This is a genomic window from Granulibacter bethesdensis, from assembly GCF_001889545.1.
GTDB lineage: Bacteria > Pseudomonadota > Alphaproteobacteria > Acetobacterales > Acetobacteraceae > Granulibacter > Granulibacter bethesdensis_B.
The window spans coordinates 408,360-424,513 of record NZ_CP018194.1 but is presented as its reverse complement, the minus strand read 5'-3'; the positions used below and the strand labels follow the sequence as shown (position 1 = coordinate 424,513).

The window sequence follows — 16,154 nt, the reverse complement described above, 5'->3', positions numbered from 1 at the left end:
TCTCAATCCTGCCGTATCTCCAGCCCTACCGCAGCAAGTGCCTCAGCCTGACGGCGTGCCATATCCTCGCTGGAGAAGCCTTCGATCATCTCCTGAAACAGGCGATACCAGTTCAGCTCTGCCTTCAACCGCAGGAACACGCTGCCAAGTCCAATCGCCGAGCGGTCCATCAGCACGAATTCACGCGGCGGACGCACACCGCCGGTGCGCTTCAGCCCCTGATGCACACGCTCCGCCACCGCGCGGCCGAAATTCGGATCATCGGTTTCCTGAATCGGGCGCACCCTGTCCTGCATCAACGGCTCGTACAGGAAGCGCGCCCATTCATTGAGCACCGCCAGTTTTTCGTTATTCAGATCGGTGAAGCCCCATGTGCGATAGGCATCCATGGCGCGTTCGTCATCACCATCCCGCACCGCTTCATAGAGAGCGATCACCCCCCGCACGAAACGCGGCGGAAACACGCGGATCGCCCCGAAATCAAGCAGGTTGACATGACCTTCCTCCGTCACCTGATAATTGCCGAGATGCGGATCGCCATGGATCACGCCATAGCGATACAGGGGGATATACCAGGCGCGGAACAGCGCCTCGGCGATGCGGTTGCGCTCCTCCTGCGGCGGGTCTTCCTTCAGCCGCTGCAACAGGGGCCGCCCGTTGAGCCATGTCATGGTCAACAGACGGCGGGAGCTGAGTTCAGCCACCGGCTCCGGCACATGCACCGTCGGCGTGCCGGACAGCAGGGAGGCATAAAGCCGCATCTGCTTCGCCTCACGCTCGTAATCCAGCTCCTCCCGGAAACGGTCGGCGAGTTCCTCATAAATATCCTCCTGCTGGATGGCGTTATCCATCCGCCGGTACACGGCCATGGCCATGCGAAGCTGACGCAGATCGGCTTCCACCGTACTGGTCATGTCCGGATATTGCAGCTTGCAGGCCACATCACGCCCATCATGCAGCCGGGCGCGATGCACCTGACCCAGACTGGCCGCCGCAGCCGCCGTTTCAGAGAATGATTCGAAGCGGGATCGCCAGTCCGGCCCAAGCTCACCGCTCATCCGGCGCCGCACGAAAGCAGGCCCCATCGGCGGAGCATTGGACTGCAGCTCCGCCAGTTGCGCGGCATATTCCGCCGGAAGCGCATCCGGCACGGTGGAGAGAAACTGCGCCACTTTCATCAGCGGTCCCTTCAGCCCGCCGAGAATCACCCGCAGATCATCGGCATGGGCCGACCGATCGGTTTTGACGCCGAATACCCGCTCCCCCGCCACACGCGCAGCGATACCGCCAACCGCGCCGGAGGTACGGGCCAAACGCCGCATCTCCCCGAACAGGCTGCGCCGCTCGTCATTCGCCATCAGGCGCTCTCCTCCAGCGCGTCGATAAAGCCGGCAATCACATCCAGCCCCTTTTTCCAGAAAGCCGGATCAGAGGCATCCAGCCCGAATGGAGCCAACAGCTCACGGTGCCGCTTCGTTCCCCCGGCCCGCAACATATCCATGTATTTCTGCTGAAAACCGGGATGCCCATCCTGGAATACTGCATACAGTGCATTCACCAGACAATCGCCGAACGCATAGGCATACACATAGAACGGCGTGTGGATGAAATGCGGAATATAGGCCCAGAAGACGTCGTATTCCGGCGTGAAGTCAAAGACCGGGCCGAGGCTTTCCACCTGCACCTGACGCCAGATTTCCCCCAGCCGCTCCGGCAGGATCTCCCCGGACCGACGCTCGTTATGCACCCGCGTTTCGAACTCGTAGAACGCCGTCTGGCGCACCACGGTGTTGAGCATGTCCTCGACCTTGGAGGCCAGCATCAGACGGCGGCGCGCAGGATCGGTCTCGGCCTCCAGCATGGCGCGGAAAGTCAGCATCTCCCCGAAGACAGAGGCCGTTTCCGCCAGCGTCAGCGGCGTGTTGGAAAGCATGTAGCCCTGCGCCTGACCGGCCAGCACCTGATGCACCCCATGGCCCAACTCATGGGCCAGCGTCATGACGTCCCGGGTACGGCCATGATAATTGAGCAGGATGTATGGATGCACCGAAGGCACGGTCGGATGTGCAAAAGCCCCGCCCGACTTGCCCGGCAGCAGACGGGCATCGATCCATGGGTGATCAAAAAACCGGCTGCCGATCTCCGCCATCTCCGGTGAAAACGCGCCATACGCATCCAGTACGCGGCGCTTTGCCTCCGGCCAGGGAATGTCCCGATCATCATCGCCCGGGAGGGGAGCGTTGCGGTCCCAGTGACTGAGCTTGTCCAGCCCCAGCCATTTTGCTTTCAGAGCATAATACCGATGCGACAACCGCCCGTAATCGGCACGGACGGCAGAGACCAGCGCATCCACCACCTCATCCTCGACCATATTGGCGCGGTTGCGATAGCTGCCCGGACGCTCATAATGGCGCAGCGTGTCGATGATCTCCTTATCCTTCGCCAGCGTGTTGGTGATGAAGGAGAACAACCGTTTCTGGGCACCGAACGCGGCCCCGATCGCCTTTCCGGCTTCCTCCCGCATCGTACGGTTGCCGGAGGACAGGCGGTTCAGCGCCGTGCTGACCGTCAGCTCCTCCCCGCCCACCGTAACGCGCATGGCGGCGATGGTCTCATCGAACAGGCGGGTCCAGGCGGAATGACCGGTCACGTCCTTTTCATGCAGGGCTTTCTCGACGTCGTCGGAAAGCTGATGCGGGCGGAACACACGCAGATCACGAAGGAAGGGCTGCCACCGCGCCGCTTTGGGATCGGCCAGTTGCCGTTCCAGTGTTGCGTCATCCAGCCGGTTCAGTTCCAGCGTGAAAAAGATCAGATGGCTGCTGATCCCCGTCACACGCTCATTCATCGACTGGTAGAATCGACCAATTTCAGGATCGGAGCTGTCCTCGCTGAAGCGAAGCTGGGCGTAGGACATCAAACGCCCGAGAATTTCCTCGATCCGCTCATAGTCGCGCAGGGCCTCATCCAGCCCGGCCCCGTCCAGACCGGCCAGCTGACCGGCATAGCGCTCCGCGAACCGGACCGAGTCGCGGGTCGCCGCGGCAATATCAGCCTCCAGCGCCGGACTGTCCGGACCGGGATACAGATCAGACAGATCCCATGCCGGAAGCTGTCCACCCGCATCACTGCCGGACCCGGAGGTGACAGCCTGTCCATCCGGTGTATGGACACCCTGAAGTCGATAACGCATGCGGAGCCATCCTTGTCATTCGTCAGGCTCCAGCATTTAAGCGCCCGGGCGGCGACGTCAAACCGTTCCCGCCCCAGGCGCGCATGTCTCACATGCCCAGAGCGCGGCGATAAACGTCCAGCAGGCTTTCCATTTCCTCCACTTCCGCAGGTTCCTGCTTGCGGATGCGGATCAGCTGGCGAATCACCTTGACGTCGAATCCGGCGGATTTCGCTTCGGAATAAATATCCTTGATGTCACTGCCGAGGGCTTTACGCTCCTCTTCCAGCCGCTCGATACGCTCGATGATACTGCGCAGGCGGTCTGCGGCGATGCCACCGCTGTTCACGTCATCCGGCTTTCTGTCCGTATCGTCCAAGGCCATGATCCCCGGCTCCTTCCTTGATGCCTGTTGCGCGTCATTATGCCCGCAGACAGCCCACGGATGCACCACGCCGTCAGGCGGGCGGGCATACGCCCGCGCAGGCCACCGGATCAAGCCCGGTGCATCCAGGTGGGCTTGCAGTCAGTGTGCTTTCTGCGCCTTCTCGAACGCCGCCTGCTGCTCCGGGGTCACGGGCTGCTGATGCAGGGACTGCCATTCCTTGTAAGGCATCCCGTAAACGATCTCCCGCGCATCGGCATCCGCCAGCGTCAGTCCTTTCTCCTCCGCAGCCTCCCTGTACCAGCGGGAAAGGCAGTTGCGGCAGAATCCGGCCAGAATCATCAGATCGATATTCTGCACATCGCTGCGTTCACGCAGGTGATCACGCAGCCTGCGAAAGGCGGCTGCTTCCAGTTCAAGGCGGGTTTGTGCATCGAAATCAGGAACGGGCATTGGCTTTTCTCCTCATGCAGTCCAGAAGGACGGCACAGATGGTGCTATGGCAGGCTGACAGAGATGGCATCGCCCCGGTCGCCGCGCCATACCCGACGGACTAGAACTGCCAGGACGCCATGACACCGGCCACCTGATCGATACAGGTATCCGGGAGGGGGAGAGCAACGATGGAATGGACCGAGGACCGCGCCCGCCGTGCGCTGAATACAATTTTCACCGCCGCGGTGAAAGCTGCCGATCCGCATCAGGTTCTGGCCGCGCATCTGCCGGAAAAGCCGCGCGGGCGCTGCATTGTCGTCGGTGCCGGCAAGTCGGCGGCAGCCATGGCGGCCGCCCTTGAAAACGCATGGCCCGATGTGGATCTGTCCGGCGTGGTGGTAACGCGGGACGGGCATACCTGCCCGACCAAGCGCATCGAAGTTCTGGAAGCCTCCCACCCCGTTCCCGATGCCCGCAGCGAGGCCGCTGCACGCCGTATTCTGGAGACCGTGTCCGGGCTGACCGAAGAGGATCTGGTGATCGCACTGATTTCCGGCGGCGGCTCCTCCCTGATGGTGCTGCCGGGTGAAGGGCTGACCATCGCTCACAAGCAGGACATCAACCGTGCCCTGCTGCGCTCCGGCGCCACGATCAGCGAAATGAACGCAGTGCGCCGTCAGCTTTCCGGTATCAAGGGGGGCCGTCTTGCGGCCGCCGCGGCGCCAGCGCGGGTCATCACACTGGGCATCAGCGACGTCCCGGGCGACGAGCCAGCCGTGATCGCCAGCGGACCGACCGTCCCTGATCCGACCACCGCCGAGGATGCCAAGGCCATTCTGAAGCGGTACAAGATTGAGGTTCCGCCGGAAGTCTCCGCGCTGCTGGACCGCGCCGCAGCGGCAAAACCGGCTCAGCCGAAAGGCGATTTCCGCATGATCGCAGCACCGCTGATGGCGCTGGAGGCCGCCGCCGCCGCCGCCCGCGCCGAGGGGCTGACCCCGCTGATCCTCGGCGACAGTCTGGAAGGCGAAAGCCATGTCGCCGGCACCCTGCTGGCCGGAATCGCGCAGAGCGTCCGTCAGCATGGCTATCCGCTCAAAGCCCCGGCCGTGCTTCTGTCCGGTGGTGAAACCACTGTCACCATCGCCAAGGGCCAGAGCGCCGGACGCGGTGGACGCAACACCGAATTCCTGCTGAGCCTCGCGCTGACCCTGAACGGGGCCAGCAACATCTATGCGGTGGCTGGCGATACGGACGGTATCGACGGAACCGAGGATGCCGCCGGGGCCATCGTGACCCCCGATACGCTCGCCCGCGCCCGGGCCAAGGGACTCGACCCGCGCGCCTTCCTTGATGGTCATGACAGCTACTCGCTGTTCGATGCGGTCGGTGATCTGATCAAGACCGGCGCCACCCTGACCAACGTCAATGACATTCGGGCCATCGTTATCCTCTGACCAGCCTTCCCGGACCGGCGGAGACAGAGACACTCAGCCACCGCCGGTCCTGCCAACCACCCCTGCAAAATACCACCGCAAAACTACGCCGGATCAAATCAATGGCCATTCGTTCCCGTCTCCGCCGCCAGCGGCGTACCAAGATCGTCGCGACCATTGGACCGGCCAGCTCCTCGCCCGAGATGCTGGCCCGCCTGTTTCAGGCCGGGGCCGATGTGTTCCGCATCAATTTCAGCCACGGCTCCCATAGCGATCACGCCGAGCGCATCCATGCAATTCGGGAACTGGAAGCCGAAATGCGCCGTCCCATCGGCATTCTGGCAGACGTGCAGGGACCGAAGCTGCGTGTCGGCACATTCGGCGGTGGCCGGGCGCATCTTCAGACAGGACAGAAATTCCGGCTCGATCTCAGCCCAATTCCCGGTGACCGTGAACGGGTGCAGCTCCCCCACAAAGAAATTATCGAAGCAGCCACCTACGGCACCACCCTGCTGCTGGACGATGGCAAGCTGCGTCTGCATGTAGACCGTAACCGGGGCGATCATCTGGAATGCACCGTGCTGGTCGGCGGCCCACTGTCCGACCGCAAGGGCGTGAATGTGCCGGATGTGGTGTTGCCGATTCCCGCCCTGACCGAGAAAGACCGCGCCGATCTTGCTTTCGCGCTGGACCATGGGGTGGACTATATCGGCCTCTCCTTCGTGCAGCGGGTCGAGGATGTGCTGGAAGCACGTGCTCTGATTGGTGACCGCGCCTGGATCATGACGAAAATGGAAAAGCCGCAGGCGCTGGAAAATCTCGAAGGTATTCTGGAAGCTTCCGACGCCGTGATGGTGGCGCGTGGCGATCTGGGCGTTGAACTCCCCCCGGAAGAAGTGCCTCTGGCGCAGAAAAACATCATCCGCGCCGCCCGGAAACTGGGTCTGCCTGTGGTGGTGGCGACACAGATGCTGGAAAGCATGATCAATGCGCCAGCCCCGACCCGCGCCGAAGCCTCCGACGTCGCCACCGCGGTGTTTGATGGGGCTGATGCGGTGATGCTCTCGGCGGAGACCGCTGCCGGGCAATTCCCGTATGAAGCCGTCAACATCATGGACCGTATTGTTGCCCGCGTGGAGCGCGATGCTGGCTGGCGCGCCATTACGGACTCCAACCGCCCCGCGCCGGAGCCAAAAACCGCCGATGCCATCGCCACCGCGGCCCGGCAGATCGCACAGACCATTCAGGCACGCGCCATCGCCGCCTACACTGCCAGTGGACGCACCGCCCTGCGGGTAGCCCGGGAACGCCCGGAATGCCCGGTGATCGGCCTGACCACCGAGGAAAACACAGCCCGTCGTCTGGCCGTGGCCTGGGGGGTACATGCGGTGGTGACACCGCCCACCCAATCCATGACCGATACGGTCAGCCGCGCCATACGGCATGCGCAGTCGGAAGGATTTGCCTCCGTTGGCGAGGAAATCGTGGTGACCGCCGGTATTCCGCTGGGTCTGAAGGGCGGCACCAACGCAATCCGGGTTGCCTCCGTTATTTGATGGCCTGTTTCTGCAGGCCCATGTCACTCGGTCAGCAACACACCCGCAAGCGGGCCACTTTATGGGTGGCGCGCTTGGTAGCTGCCTGCATTACTGCACTCATTGCGGCCTCCTGCGCCCCCCATGCAGGGCATTCCGGAGACTTCACACGCAACGATGGCAGTGTGGAGCTGACATTCCTGAACAATCCACAATCGGGAGAAGCACGGAGAGAATCACCTTCCCTGCTTGTTTCGCTGGGCGGTGTCCGGATGCGGGCCATCATGGATACCGGGTCAACCGGCGTCGTGATTAGCGCCACAGCGCTACCTGATAATGCAACCTTGCGTGATCTGGGGCCAGCCGAACTGACCTACAGCAGCTCCGGTCGCATCATGATCGGGCGCTGGGTACTGACACGCGTTACCGTAACCGGTGCACACGGGCATCAATTTATTTCCTCGCCGATCCCTGTGCTGGCCGTCATGCAAATTGCCTGTCTGCCAACAGCCCGCAGCTGCATACCAAGCGATCATCCCCGGGACGTCGCCATGCTGGGAATCGGGTTTGCCCGCGAAGACGACCACCAGCAACAGAGCGGCCCCTCTCACAATCCATTCCTCAATCCCTCCCCCGGCATGGGGGGCGATACAGGCACGCCCGGCTACATCATCACTTCCCGTTCGGTTCGGATCGGTCTGCCGTCAGGCGGTGCAATGGCCATGGCTAAAAGGGGATTTTCCCTGGTCAGGCTGCCCCATTCCAATGTTGAAGGCGACTGGGGACCAATCCCTGCCTGTATCGGTGTCGCCTCTCATCAGCCTGTCTGCGGCGGCACCCTGCTGATGGATACTGGCGTCACCCGCATGTTCGCGACTGTTCCTGTCAGTTGGCTGTCCGATCTCTCTCTCAACGGGGAGGAACTGGGCACAGGAACCCCTGTCACGATCACAGCAGGAGACACAGCCGCACACTACAGCTTCGTCATCGGGGATCGCGGCCTCATGACCCCCTCAGCCGTGATACTGGTTGAACCCCGCACCAACGGACATGTACAGCGACCGATCTTCGTCAATACCGGTGTGCACTTCCTCAACGGATATGACTATCTGTACGATGCCGCCAATGGCTGGGCGGGTTTCCGCCCGCATCGAAGATAAACTCAGGGACTATTTTGAGTCTGCGTCTGGCTCTGGAAAGCAGGGAGGTCCGGCTGCTCGGTTAAACGGGGCGGCCAGTCACGGAAAAATGCCTGCCCGATCTCGAAGGAGAGGTTGCTCAGCCCATTCTGCAACCCATCCAGAAAATCATGCAGCCCACCGGCCAGAATATCAGCGATGGATGGCACCATCACACAATCACGCAGCGTTTCGACCTGTTCCAGCGCAGGCGCCGTACCCCTCAGCCCATATTGGCGACGAAGTTGCGTCACATGCCATTCGATCTGCAAAACACAGACCGCAACGCTACGTGGAAAAGACGTGTCGTTCAGCAGAAAGGCGACAATATCACCCGGCAGAAATGAAGGCGGCGAAATGCGCCGGAATGCATGATACCCGGCCGCAGCACGCAATATGGCCATCCACTGCGTCAGTTCCTTAACCCGCCGCTCCTCGACGTTTTTTGGCATCAACAGATTATATTTGATGTCGAGCAGGCGAGTAGACTGGTCAGCCCGTTCAATCTGCCGTCCCAACTGGTAGAAATGCCATCCTTCATCCCGAAAGAACGTGCCTTCGGTAATCCCTGTATGCGCCTGCACTCCTTCCTTCAGACGGGTACAAAGGCGTGAGAGATGATCCCCCTCCAGGTCACTGTCACGGATCGCCATGACGTCACGATGGAAAATATTGAGCTGAAGCCACATTTCCGTGCTGATTAACGGCCTCAAGGCCCGCGCGTTGGTCCGGGCGGCTTCGATGCTGGCCTGCATGCTGGTCGGATTGTCAGGCGATAAAAGGTAGAAACGCTTGATGCCATCAGCATCGGATTGCAGACCACTCTCCAGGAAATTGGCCTCGTCCCCATTGATGCAGATCAGGCTGTACCAGGATTCCGTTTCCCGCCCCGGACTTTCGAAATTCTGAATAACATCAATCAGACGGGCCAGATTTTCCACGCGTTCCAGATAGCGGGCCATCCAGAACAGGGATTCGGCATAACGGGCAAGCAGCGGCACGTGACGGGAGGGCATGAGAAAACCTTTCTCGTCAGATCAGTGTAACAGGTTTGGTTTCGCCCATTGGCTGGGCATCGCTACCAATGGCCCCCGGCTCGACGAGACCAACAGAGGATGGAGGAGCCGTCACCGGATCCTCCAACACCCACGTATCCTTCGAACCGCCACCCTGAGAAGAATTCACCACCAGACTGCCGGCCTTCATCGCCACACGGGACAAACCACCCGGCAGAACCCAGGTATCCCTGCCAGTCACTGCAAAGGGTCGCAGATCAAGGTGGCGGGGCTGAATACCCGCCGGTGTCAGGGTCGGCGCAACAGAGAGATTGACCACTGGCTGACTGATCCAGTTGGCAGGATCGGCAAGCAACGCGGCACGCGCATGATCCAGTTCCTCCCGCGTTGCGCGCGGGCCGATGGTGATGCCATAGCCACCTGATTCACCAACCGGTTTGACGACCAGCCTGTCCAGATTATCCAGCGTGTAGGCCAGCCCGTCTTTCTCCCGACAGATATGGGTATCCACATTCGACAGGATCGGATCCTCATTCAGATAATAACGGATGATCCGGGGCATGTAGGCATAGATCGCCTTGTCATCGGCCACGCCGGTACCGACGGCATTGGCCAGAGTGACGTTGCCCTTCCGCCATGCGCCGATCAGACCAGCAACACCCAGCAGACTTTCTGGACGGAACACGGTCGGGTCCAGAAAATCATCACCGATGCGGCGATAGATCGTATGCACCATCTTCAACCCGGCAGTCGTACGCATGTAAACGCGGTCATTCTCGACCGTCAAATCAGCCCCCTCGACCAGCGGCACGCCCATCTCACGGGCCAGAAACACATGCTCGAAATAGGCTGAATTATAAATTCCGGGTGACAGCAGCACGACCTGCGGATCATCCACACCCTCCGGCGCGATTTCCGCCATCGCCTCCCTCAGCCGGTGCCCATAATCATCCACCGGACGCAAGCGCATGCCCGCCATCAGATCAGGAAAGGCGCGCAGCATCAGATGACGGTTTTCAATCACATAGGACACACCCGACGGAGTGCGGGCATTGTCCTCCAGAACGCGAAACGCACCGCTTTCATCACGAACAATGTCGATTCCGCAGATATGGGCATAGGTGCCAAAACGGATCGGGAAATGCTCCATTTCGGGACGGTAATTACTGTTGCCCAATACCAGATCGCGCGGAATGGTACCGTCATTCAGAATGTGCTGCTCATGATAAACATCATGCAGAAAGGCATTCAACGCTGTGACACGCTGCTTAACGCCTGCCTCAAGCTGGGCCCATTCCGCACTGGTGATAATACGGGGAATACAGTCGAACGGCAGGATCCGGTCTATCGCCGTCGCCTCTGAATAGACCGTAAAGGTGATCCCCAGATTGATAAGATCATTCTCCGCCGCTGCAGCCCTTTGGCGAAGATTATCCAGACCAATCTTCGCCATGCGCTGACGCACTTTCTCACCGGCCTGACCACCGCCTTCCCTGTGAGTGGTCAGTTCGCAGAAATACTGTCCGGGATCGTATCCAAGGAACGGGTCCGGATGGGATGCGGAGTCGGCTGAAACAGTGAGAGGAACCTGCATGGGCGCTCCGTGACGGACAGACGTATCATATGATGTCAGGAAGCTATTGCGGCTGTTTTACGACAAAAACGCAACGGGCAAGTCCCTTGAAAATGGCGCATTGCGAAAAAATAAGCAAAAAAAGAGGGGCACCGAAGTGCCCCTCCATTTCCGTCCAGAGTGCGCAGGCGCTTAGTGGAGGATGATTTCCACGCGGCGGTTCTGCGGCTCACGCACACCCTGTGCCGTCGGCACGAGGGGGTGGGTTTCACCGAAACCATGGATGAAGATGACATTACGCGGAACGCCGTCCTTGACCAACTCGGCCGCAACGCTCTGGGCGCGACGGACGGACAGACGCTGGTTGTACTGCGGCGTGCCCGACTTGTCGGTGTAGCCGTTGACTTCGATGCGGGTGGCCTGAACCTGCGTGGAAGCGCGGGCGGCTTCGGCAACGATCTCACGCGCACGGGCGGTCAGATCAGCGCGATCCCAATCGAAGAACACCAGGTAGGTGCGGGCAGCGGTCGGCTTCGGCGCCACGATCGGGGCCGGCGGCGGCGGCGGCGGGGTCACGCCGAACGCATAACGAACGCCGATCAGGATCTGGTGGTTGAAGTCATTGCCGAACTTCATGTTGCCACGGGCCTGGCTGGTGATGGCACCGTTGGTCAGGCCGTAAACGGCACCGCCAGCGGCAGGCTGCGGGTCCAGAATGCCCATGAAGCGGTATTCAGCCGTCAGAGACAGGCCGGGAACCGGCAGCGGGTAGGACAGACCAGCGATACCCTGGTAACCGAAATTGTCGGTGCTCTTGTCGTAGTGCAGAGCACTACCACCATTGGCGGCCACAGCGTTCACAACGTTGTGGTCCCACACGTAACCGGCGCCAACGCCGACATACGGGTAGACCGGCAGACCCAGGTCGAAGTCATAGAGCAGGTTGACGAAAGCGCCAGCCTTCTCGTTCTTGCCGCTGCTGCTGGTCGGGCCGCTGCTCTTGATGGAGCGGAGATCGTTCCAGCTGTAGAACCCTTCGAGTTCTGCGCGCAGACCATTGCCGAGGCCGTAGCCGACACTGGCCTGACCGGTCACACCGGGTTCAGAACGGGTGTTGAAACCAGCACCGGAAAAGATGCCACCGGCATTGACGGTCTGGTTCTGCTGAAGATTAACGCCAACGCCGCCGCTGACATACAGGCCGGTGACCGGCTGTGCCTTCGCGGCGATTGGTGCCGCAATGACTGTCGCGGCCAGGAGCGCACTCCGGAACTTCATTTTCTCTCTCCTCGTTCATATGCTGCGTTTCTGCGCAGCCAAGGCAGTAGGCTCAATGTGCCTGTTCATCTGCAGTCGGTAAACGATGATGTAGCACTTTGGTCGCCTGGTTGCAGAAGATAGCGATGCTTTTTTCCAAGGTGTGGCAATCGTGCTATCTTTTAGGCTGCGAGCGCCAAGAAATACGGTTCTGGATCGTACCAAACTAAAGGTTGCTCGCAGAGATCAGAGCCACTGAAACAATGACAAAGCTCGCAAAACGCAACGGGCAAGTCCCTTGAAAATGGCGCATTGCGAAAAAATAAGCAAAAAAAGAGGGGCACCGAAGTGCCCCTCCATTTCCGTCCAGAGTGCGCAGGCGCTTAGTGGAGGATGATTTCCACGCGGCGGTTCTGCGGCTCACGCACACCCTGTGCCGTCGGCACGAGGGGGTGGGTTTCACCGAAACCATGGATGAAGATGACATTACGCGGAACGCCGTCCTTGACCAACTCGGCCGCAACGCTCTGGGCGCGACGGACGGACAGACGCTGGTTGTACTGCGGCGTGCCCGACTTGTCGGTGTAGCCGTTGACTTCGATGCGGGTGGCCTGAACCTGCGTGGAAGCGCGGGCGGCTTCGGCAACGATCTCACGCGCACGGGCGGTCAGATCAGCGCGATCCCAATCGAAGAACACCAGGTAGGTGCGGGCAGCGGTCGGCTTCGGCGCCACGATCGGGGCCGGCGGCGGCGGCGGCGGGGTCACGCCGAACGCATAACGAACGCCGATCAGGATCTGGTGGTTGAAGTCATTGCCGAACTTCATGTTGCCACGGGCCTGGCTGGTGATGGCACCGTTGGTCAGGCCGTAAACGGCACCGCCAGCGGCAGGCTGCGGGTCCAGAATGCCCATGAAGCGGTATTCAGCCGTCAGAGACAGGCCGGGAACCGGCAGCGGGTAGGACAGACCAGCGATACCCTGGTAACCGAAATTGTCGGTGCTCTTGTCGTAGTGCAGAGCACTACCACCATTGGCGGCCACAGCGTTCACAACGTTGTGGTCCCACACGTAACCGGCGCCAACGCCGACATACGGGTAGACCGGCAGACCCAGGTCGAAGTCATAGAGCAGGTTGACGAAAGCGCCAGCCTTCTCGTTCTTGCCGCTGCTGCTGGTCGGGCCGCTGCTCTTGATGGAGCGGAGATCGTTCCAGCTGTAGAACCCTTCGAGTTCTGCGCGCAGACCATTGCCGAGGCCGTAGCCGACACTGGCCTGACCGGTCACACCGGGTTCAGAACGGGTGTTGAAACCAGCACCGGAAAAGATGCCACCGGCATTGACGGTCTGGTTCTGCTGAAGATTAACGCCAACGCCGCCGCTGACATACAGGCCGGTGACCGGCTGAGCCTTCGCGGCGACAGGTGCTGCTAGCACGGTCGCAGCCAGGAGCGCGCTCCGGAGCTTCATTCTTTACTCTCCTCGTTCATACACTGCGTGTTCACGCAGCCAAGTCACATGGGCTAGGCTTACCTGAACGCACGTGCTCGGTGGCCGGAACCTAGCAGGTTGGCGGTGCAGTTGTAGATAGGGGTGATGCCTTTATCCATCACTGTGGCAGCGCCGCCACAGATGCCGCATATGACCGGGAGATTTGTCTTCCTCTCACGATAAAAGCGTCTGTTTCCTACAATATTTTTGCCTCAAATGGTGGAGTCAGATCGGGAGAATCGAACTCAACCACCCAAAGGTCGGAGTCTATGGAGGTCTGGCGGGTCAGATATTGATCAACTTCATCCTGTGTGAGGGAACCTGCTCCCCCTGCCGCACGCATCCAGGCAGGACTTCCATCCGGCGCCCGCGTCTGCATCAGCACGCAAAATCCATCCCGCCCCCGTAAAACAGCTGCGATTCCACCGGCATCATCATCCCCATGACGCAGAACCATCCCCGGGCGGCCTGTCAGATCAGCCTGACGAAGCGCAGCCTGCACCCAAAGTCTGGCCTTGATCCTCGCCTCGCTCATGGCAGCCATTCCAATTCGATCATGCCAATTGATAGTCGACATCACTTGATTGTGATTGCGTCATGAAACCACGCTCCCGCCAGCCGGACAATCCCGGTCGGTTTTCCTCCGGCTTCTCTCCTTTACCTGCGTATAGCCTGGCTTGCTGGCCCTCCGCGGCTTTGGCACAAGCAAGAGAACGTGAAGGTCGGATAAAATTGCCTTTCAACAGGTAAGCCAGATGACGCCTCCTTATTTCAGTATGCACCAGGAACCGTATGACCAGATCTTCTTCTGCTTCCTCTACCAGAACGGCCGCAAAGGGAGCCCCGAAAGCAGCGCAGTCCCTGTCCGCAGGCAAGCGTGCCTATGAGGAGCGGCGCGCCGCCAAGGCTGGTATGTCACTGGACAAATGGCTGACAGCGAAACGGGCAGAAGCCGAGGCCGCCCGTCAGCAGACAGCCCAGCCCGCGCACGCTCCGACTGAGCCGCGTAAACCCGGTTTTCTGGGACGCCTGCTGGAACGTGCCCGTCGGCCGCTCTGAGAGAAGCGTTGCTCCCGGACCATGCCACCGGATAATCCCATGATTGTCGGAATAACCGCCCAAAGGCCATTGGCCTGCACCCGCTTTTTCCGGCCCAAGCCTTTATTGATGCAGGATAATGGTTCCCATGGATCAGACTGAAAGCCGCCCGGACTCCCCCAAAGCGCCTTTCCAGCCGCTCTCTCCGCAGGAAGCCATTATTCCAGTGATCCTGTCTGGAGGGACGGGCACCCGCCTGTGGCCCGTCTCCCGCGAGTCGTTTCCAAAGCAATACTGGAATCTGACAGGGGAACACTCCCTGATCCAGGACACCATGCACCGGGCGCAAGGACCGCAGTTCGCCCCCCCCATTCTGGTGTGCAATCAGGACCATCGCTTTCTGATCGCCGAGCAGGCACGATCGGCCGGAGTCGAGAACGTACGCATCGTTCTGGAACCATGCGGGCGAAACAGTGCGCCGGCGATTTTAGCGGCTGCCCTGCTTGCCGCTGAAACCAACCCGGATTCGATACTGTGGATGCTTGCAGCGGATCACTCCGTCACCCGGCCGGATGCATTGCTGGAGGCCCTTGCCAAGGCAATCATGGCGGCAAAAGCCGGATATTTCGTCACATTCGGCATGCAGCCCACCGCCCCGGAAACCGGATATGGCTATATTGAGGTTGGCGACTCGATCACTGACCTTTCCGGTGTGCACCGCCTGCGCCGCTTTCTGGAAAAGCCGGATACCGCCACCGCGCAGGCGCTGGTCAGTTCCGGTCAGCATCTGTGGAATTCAGGGATGTTCGTCTTTACGGCCCGTACCCTGATCGAGGAAATGCGCCAGCATGCCCCCGCCGTACTGGAAGCTGTGACCGCTGCCGTGGCCGGGCGTACGCAGGATCTGGATTTCCTGCGGCTGGCCCCGGAACCGTTCATGGCCTGCCCGGATATCAGCCTCGATTATGCCGTCGCAGAGAAAACCAGCCGTGCTGCCGTGGTTCCGGCTGATATCGGCTGGTCCGATGTTGGCAGCTGGAGCGCATTGTGGGAGCTGGGCGATAAGGATGATCACGGCAATGTCGTTCAGGGCGATGCTGTGCTGGAGAGCGCCAGCGACTGTTATGTGCGCTCTGACGGCATTGTCACCGCAGTGATCGGGCTGAAGGATGTTGTGGTTGTCACGACAAAAGATGCCGTGCTGGCCATGCATCGCGATCATGCACAGGATGTGAAAAAGATCGTCGATCGCCTGAAACGCTCAGGCAAACCCGAAGCAGCCAGCCATAACCGTATCTATCGTCCATGGGGCTTTTATGAAAGCCTGATCCAGAGCGACCGTTTCCAGGTGAAGCGTATTGTGGTTTCCCCCGGTCATCGTCTGAGCCTTCAGAAACATTACCATCGGGCCGAACATTGGGTTGTTGTCGCGGGCACAGCCATCGTGACCCGCGATGAGGAAGACATTCTGGTGCGGGAGAACGAAAGCATCTATCTGCCGCTCGGCACTGTGCATCGCCTGTCCAATCCCGGTCATATCCCGCTGGCCCTGATCGAGGTGCAGTCCGGCGCCTATCTGGGTGAAGATGATATCGTCCGGCTGGAAGACACGTACGGGCGGCAATAATTTCGCCACGTC

General features: G+C 60.5%; 14 protein-coding genes. 5 read left to right on the top strand and 9 right to left on the bottom strand.

The features are described from left to right. Positions 1-2: 2 nt before the first annotated feature. From GbCGDNIH8_RS01885 to GbCGDNIH8_RS01870, 4 genes are all read right to left on the bottom strand, one after another. A complete protein-coding gene (locus GbCGDNIH8_RS01885; protein WP_072571892.1) occupies positions 3-1,358 on the bottom strand; it encodes an ABC1 kinase family protein in 1,356 nt (451 codons plus the stop codon). Next, a complete protein-coding gene (locus GbCGDNIH8_RS01880; protein ID WP_072571891.1) occupies positions 1,358-3,193 on the bottom strand; it encodes a M3 family oligoendopeptidase in 1,836 nt (611 codons plus the stop codon). The genes GbCGDNIH8_RS01885 and GbCGDNIH8_RS01880 overlap by 1 nt, the downstream gene beginning before the upstream one ends. Before the next feature lie 88 nt (positions 3,194-3,281). Next, the gene (locus tag GbCGDNIH8_RS01875) at positions 3,282-3,557 is read right to left on the bottom strand and encodes a DUF2312 domain-containing protein (protein ID WP_025285929.1); all 276 of its coding nucleotides are present in this window, start codon (positions 3,555-3,557) and stop codon (positions 3,282-3,284) included. A 141-nt stretch (positions 3,558-3,698) separates the two neighbouring features. Next, on the bottom strand, positions 3,699-4,010 hold the full coding sequence (locus GbCGDNIH8_RS01870) for a DUF1244 domain-containing protein (protein ID WP_072571890.1): 312 nt from the start codon (positions 4,008-4,010) through the stop codon (positions 3,699-3,701). 170 nt (positions 4,011-4,180) lie between these two features. Between GbCGDNIH8_RS01870 and GbCGDNIH8_RS01865 the strand changes: the two genes are divergently transcribed. The 3 genes from GbCGDNIH8_RS01865 (at position 4,181) to GbCGDNIH8_RS12585 (ending at position 8,123) form a co-directional block, all read left to right on the top strand. Further along, positions 4,181-5,449: a glycerate kinase type-2 family protein gene (locus tag GbCGDNIH8_RS01865; protein WP_072571889.1), complete on the top strand. Its 1,269-nt coding sequence runs from the start codon at positions 4,181-4,183 to the stop codon at positions 5,447-5,449. A 101-nt stretch (positions 5,450-5,550) separates the two neighbouring features. Beyond that, complete coding sequence (gene pyk, locus GbCGDNIH8_RS01860; RefSeq protein WP_172822879.1) at positions 5,551-6,984, top strand: pyruvate kinase; 1,434 nt, start codon at positions 5,551-5,553, stop codon at positions 6,982-6,984. 20 nt (positions 6,985-7,004) lie between these two features. Next, positions 7,005-8,123: a hypothetical protein gene (locus tag GbCGDNIH8_RS12585; protein WP_081368789.1), complete on the top strand. Its 1,119-nt coding sequence runs from the start codon at positions 7,005-7,007 to the stop codon at positions 8,121-8,123. Positions 8,124-8,125: 2 nt separating this feature from the next. On the opposite strand, the gene GbCGDNIH8_RS01850 is transcribed toward GbCGDNIH8_RS12585, so the two are convergent. From GbCGDNIH8_RS01850 to GbCGDNIH8_RS01830, 5 genes are all read right to left on the bottom strand, one after another. Continuing rightward, on the bottom strand, positions 8,126-9,157 hold the full coding sequence (locus tag GbCGDNIH8_RS01850; RefSeq protein ID WP_072571888.1) for an alpha-E domain-containing protein: 1,032 nt from the start codon (positions 9,155-9,157) through the stop codon (positions 8,126-8,128). Between the two features lie 16 nt (positions 9,158-9,173). Then, complete coding sequence (locus tag GbCGDNIH8_RS01845) at positions 9,174-10,751, bottom strand: circularly permuted type 2 ATP-grasp protein (RefSeq protein ID WP_072571887.1); 1,578 nt, start codon at positions 10,749-10,751, stop codon at positions 9,174-9,176. Positions 10,752-10,922: 171 nt separating this feature from the next. Beyond that, complete coding sequence (locus tag GbCGDNIH8_RS01840; protein ID WP_072571886.1) at positions 10,923-12,008, bottom strand: OmpA family protein; 1,086 nt, start codon at positions 12,006-12,008, stop codon at positions 10,923-10,925. Positions 12,009-12,370: 362 nt separating this feature from the next. Next, on the bottom strand, positions 12,371-13,456 hold the full coding sequence (locus GbCGDNIH8_RS01835; protein ID WP_072571885.1) for an OmpA family protein: 1,086 nt from the start codon (positions 13,454-13,456) through the stop codon (positions 12,371-12,373). Between the two features lie 217 nt (positions 13,457-13,673). Further along, positions 13,674-14,012: a DUF1491 family protein gene (locus GbCGDNIH8_RS01830; protein WP_072573529.1), complete on the bottom strand. Its 339-nt coding sequence runs from the start codon at positions 14,010-14,012 to the stop codon at positions 13,674-13,676. A 257-nt stretch (positions 14,013-14,269) separates the two neighbouring features. Here GbCGDNIH8_RS01830 and GbCGDNIH8_RS01825 point away from each other — a divergent pair, with 257 nt between their 5' ends. Together GbCGDNIH8_RS01825 and GbCGDNIH8_RS01820 are read left to right on the top strand one after the other, a co-directional pair. After that, positions 14,270-14,536: a hypothetical protein gene (locus tag GbCGDNIH8_RS01825; protein WP_081368788.1), complete on the top strand. Its 267-nt coding sequence runs from the start codon at positions 14,270-14,272 to the stop codon at positions 14,534-14,536. Between the two features lie 118 nt (positions 14,537-14,654). Then, positions 14,655-16,142 (top strand): mannose-1-phosphate guanylyltransferase/mannose-6-phosphate isomerase, encoded by a 1,488-nt coding sequence (locus GbCGDNIH8_RS01820; RefSeq protein ID WP_253736075.1) that lies wholly within the window; start codon positions 14,655-14,657, stop codon positions 16,140-16,142. The last annotated feature ends 12 nt before the right edge of the window (positions 16,143-16,154 follow it).

Excerpts from the sequence above, each read along its gene's own strand:
- GbCGDNIH8_RS01885 (WP_072571892.1), bottom strand. The coding sequence starts at position 1,358 with ATGGCGAATGACGAGCGGCGCAGCCTGTTCGGGGAGATGCGGCGTTTG.
- GbCGDNIH8_RS01880 (WP_072571891.1), bottom strand. The coding sequence starts at position 3,193 with ATGCGTTATCGACTTCAGGGTGTCCATACACCGGATGGACAGGCTGTC.
- GbCGDNIH8_RS01875 (WP_025285929.1), bottom strand. The coding sequence starts at position 3,557 with ATGGCCTTGGACGATACGGACAGAAAGCCGGATGACGTGAACAGCGGT.
- GbCGDNIH8_RS01870 (WP_072571890.1), bottom strand. The coding sequence starts at position 4,010 with ATGCCCGTTCCTGATTTCGATGCACAAACCCGCCTTGAACTGGAAGCA.
- GbCGDNIH8_RS01865 (WP_072571889.1), top strand. The coding sequence starts at position 4,181 with ATGGAATGGACCGAGGACCGCGCCCGCCGTGCGCTGAATACAATTTTC.
- pyk (WP_172822879.1), top strand. The coding sequence starts at position 5,551 with ATGGCCATTCGTTCCCGTCTCCGCCGCCAGCGGCGTACCAAGATCGTC.
- GbCGDNIH8_RS12585 (WP_081368789.1), top strand. The coding sequence starts at position 7,005 with ATGTCACTCGGTCAGCAACACACCCGCAAGCGGGCCACTTTATGGGTG.
- GbCGDNIH8_RS01850 (WP_072571888.1), bottom strand. The coding sequence starts at position 9,157 with ATGCCCTCCCGTCACGTGCCGCTGCTTGCCCGTTATGCCGAATCCCTG.
- GbCGDNIH8_RS01845 (WP_072571887.1), bottom strand. The coding sequence starts at position 10,751 with ATGCAGGTTCCTCTCACTGTTTCAGCCGACTCCGCATCCCATCCGGAC.
- GbCGDNIH8_RS01840 (WP_072571886.1), bottom strand. The coding sequence starts at position 12,008 with ATGAAGTTCCGGAGTGCGCTCCTGGCCGCGACAGTCATTGCGGCACCA.
- GbCGDNIH8_RS01835 (WP_072571885.1), bottom strand. The coding sequence starts at position 13,456 with ATGAAGCTCCGGAGCGCGCTCCTGGCTGCGACCGTGCTAGCAGCACCT.
- GbCGDNIH8_RS01830 (WP_072573529.1), bottom strand. The coding sequence starts at position 14,012 with ATGAGCGAGGCGAGGATCAAGGCCAGACTTTGGGTGCAGGCTGCGCTT.
- GbCGDNIH8_RS01825 (WP_081368788.1), top strand. The coding sequence starts at position 14,270 with ATGACCAGATCTTCTTCTGCTTCCTCTACCAGAACGGCCGCAAAGGGA.
- GbCGDNIH8_RS01820 (WP_253736075.1), top strand. The coding sequence starts at position 14,655 with ATGGTTCCCATGGATCAGACTGAAAGCCGCCCGGACTCCCCCAAAGCG.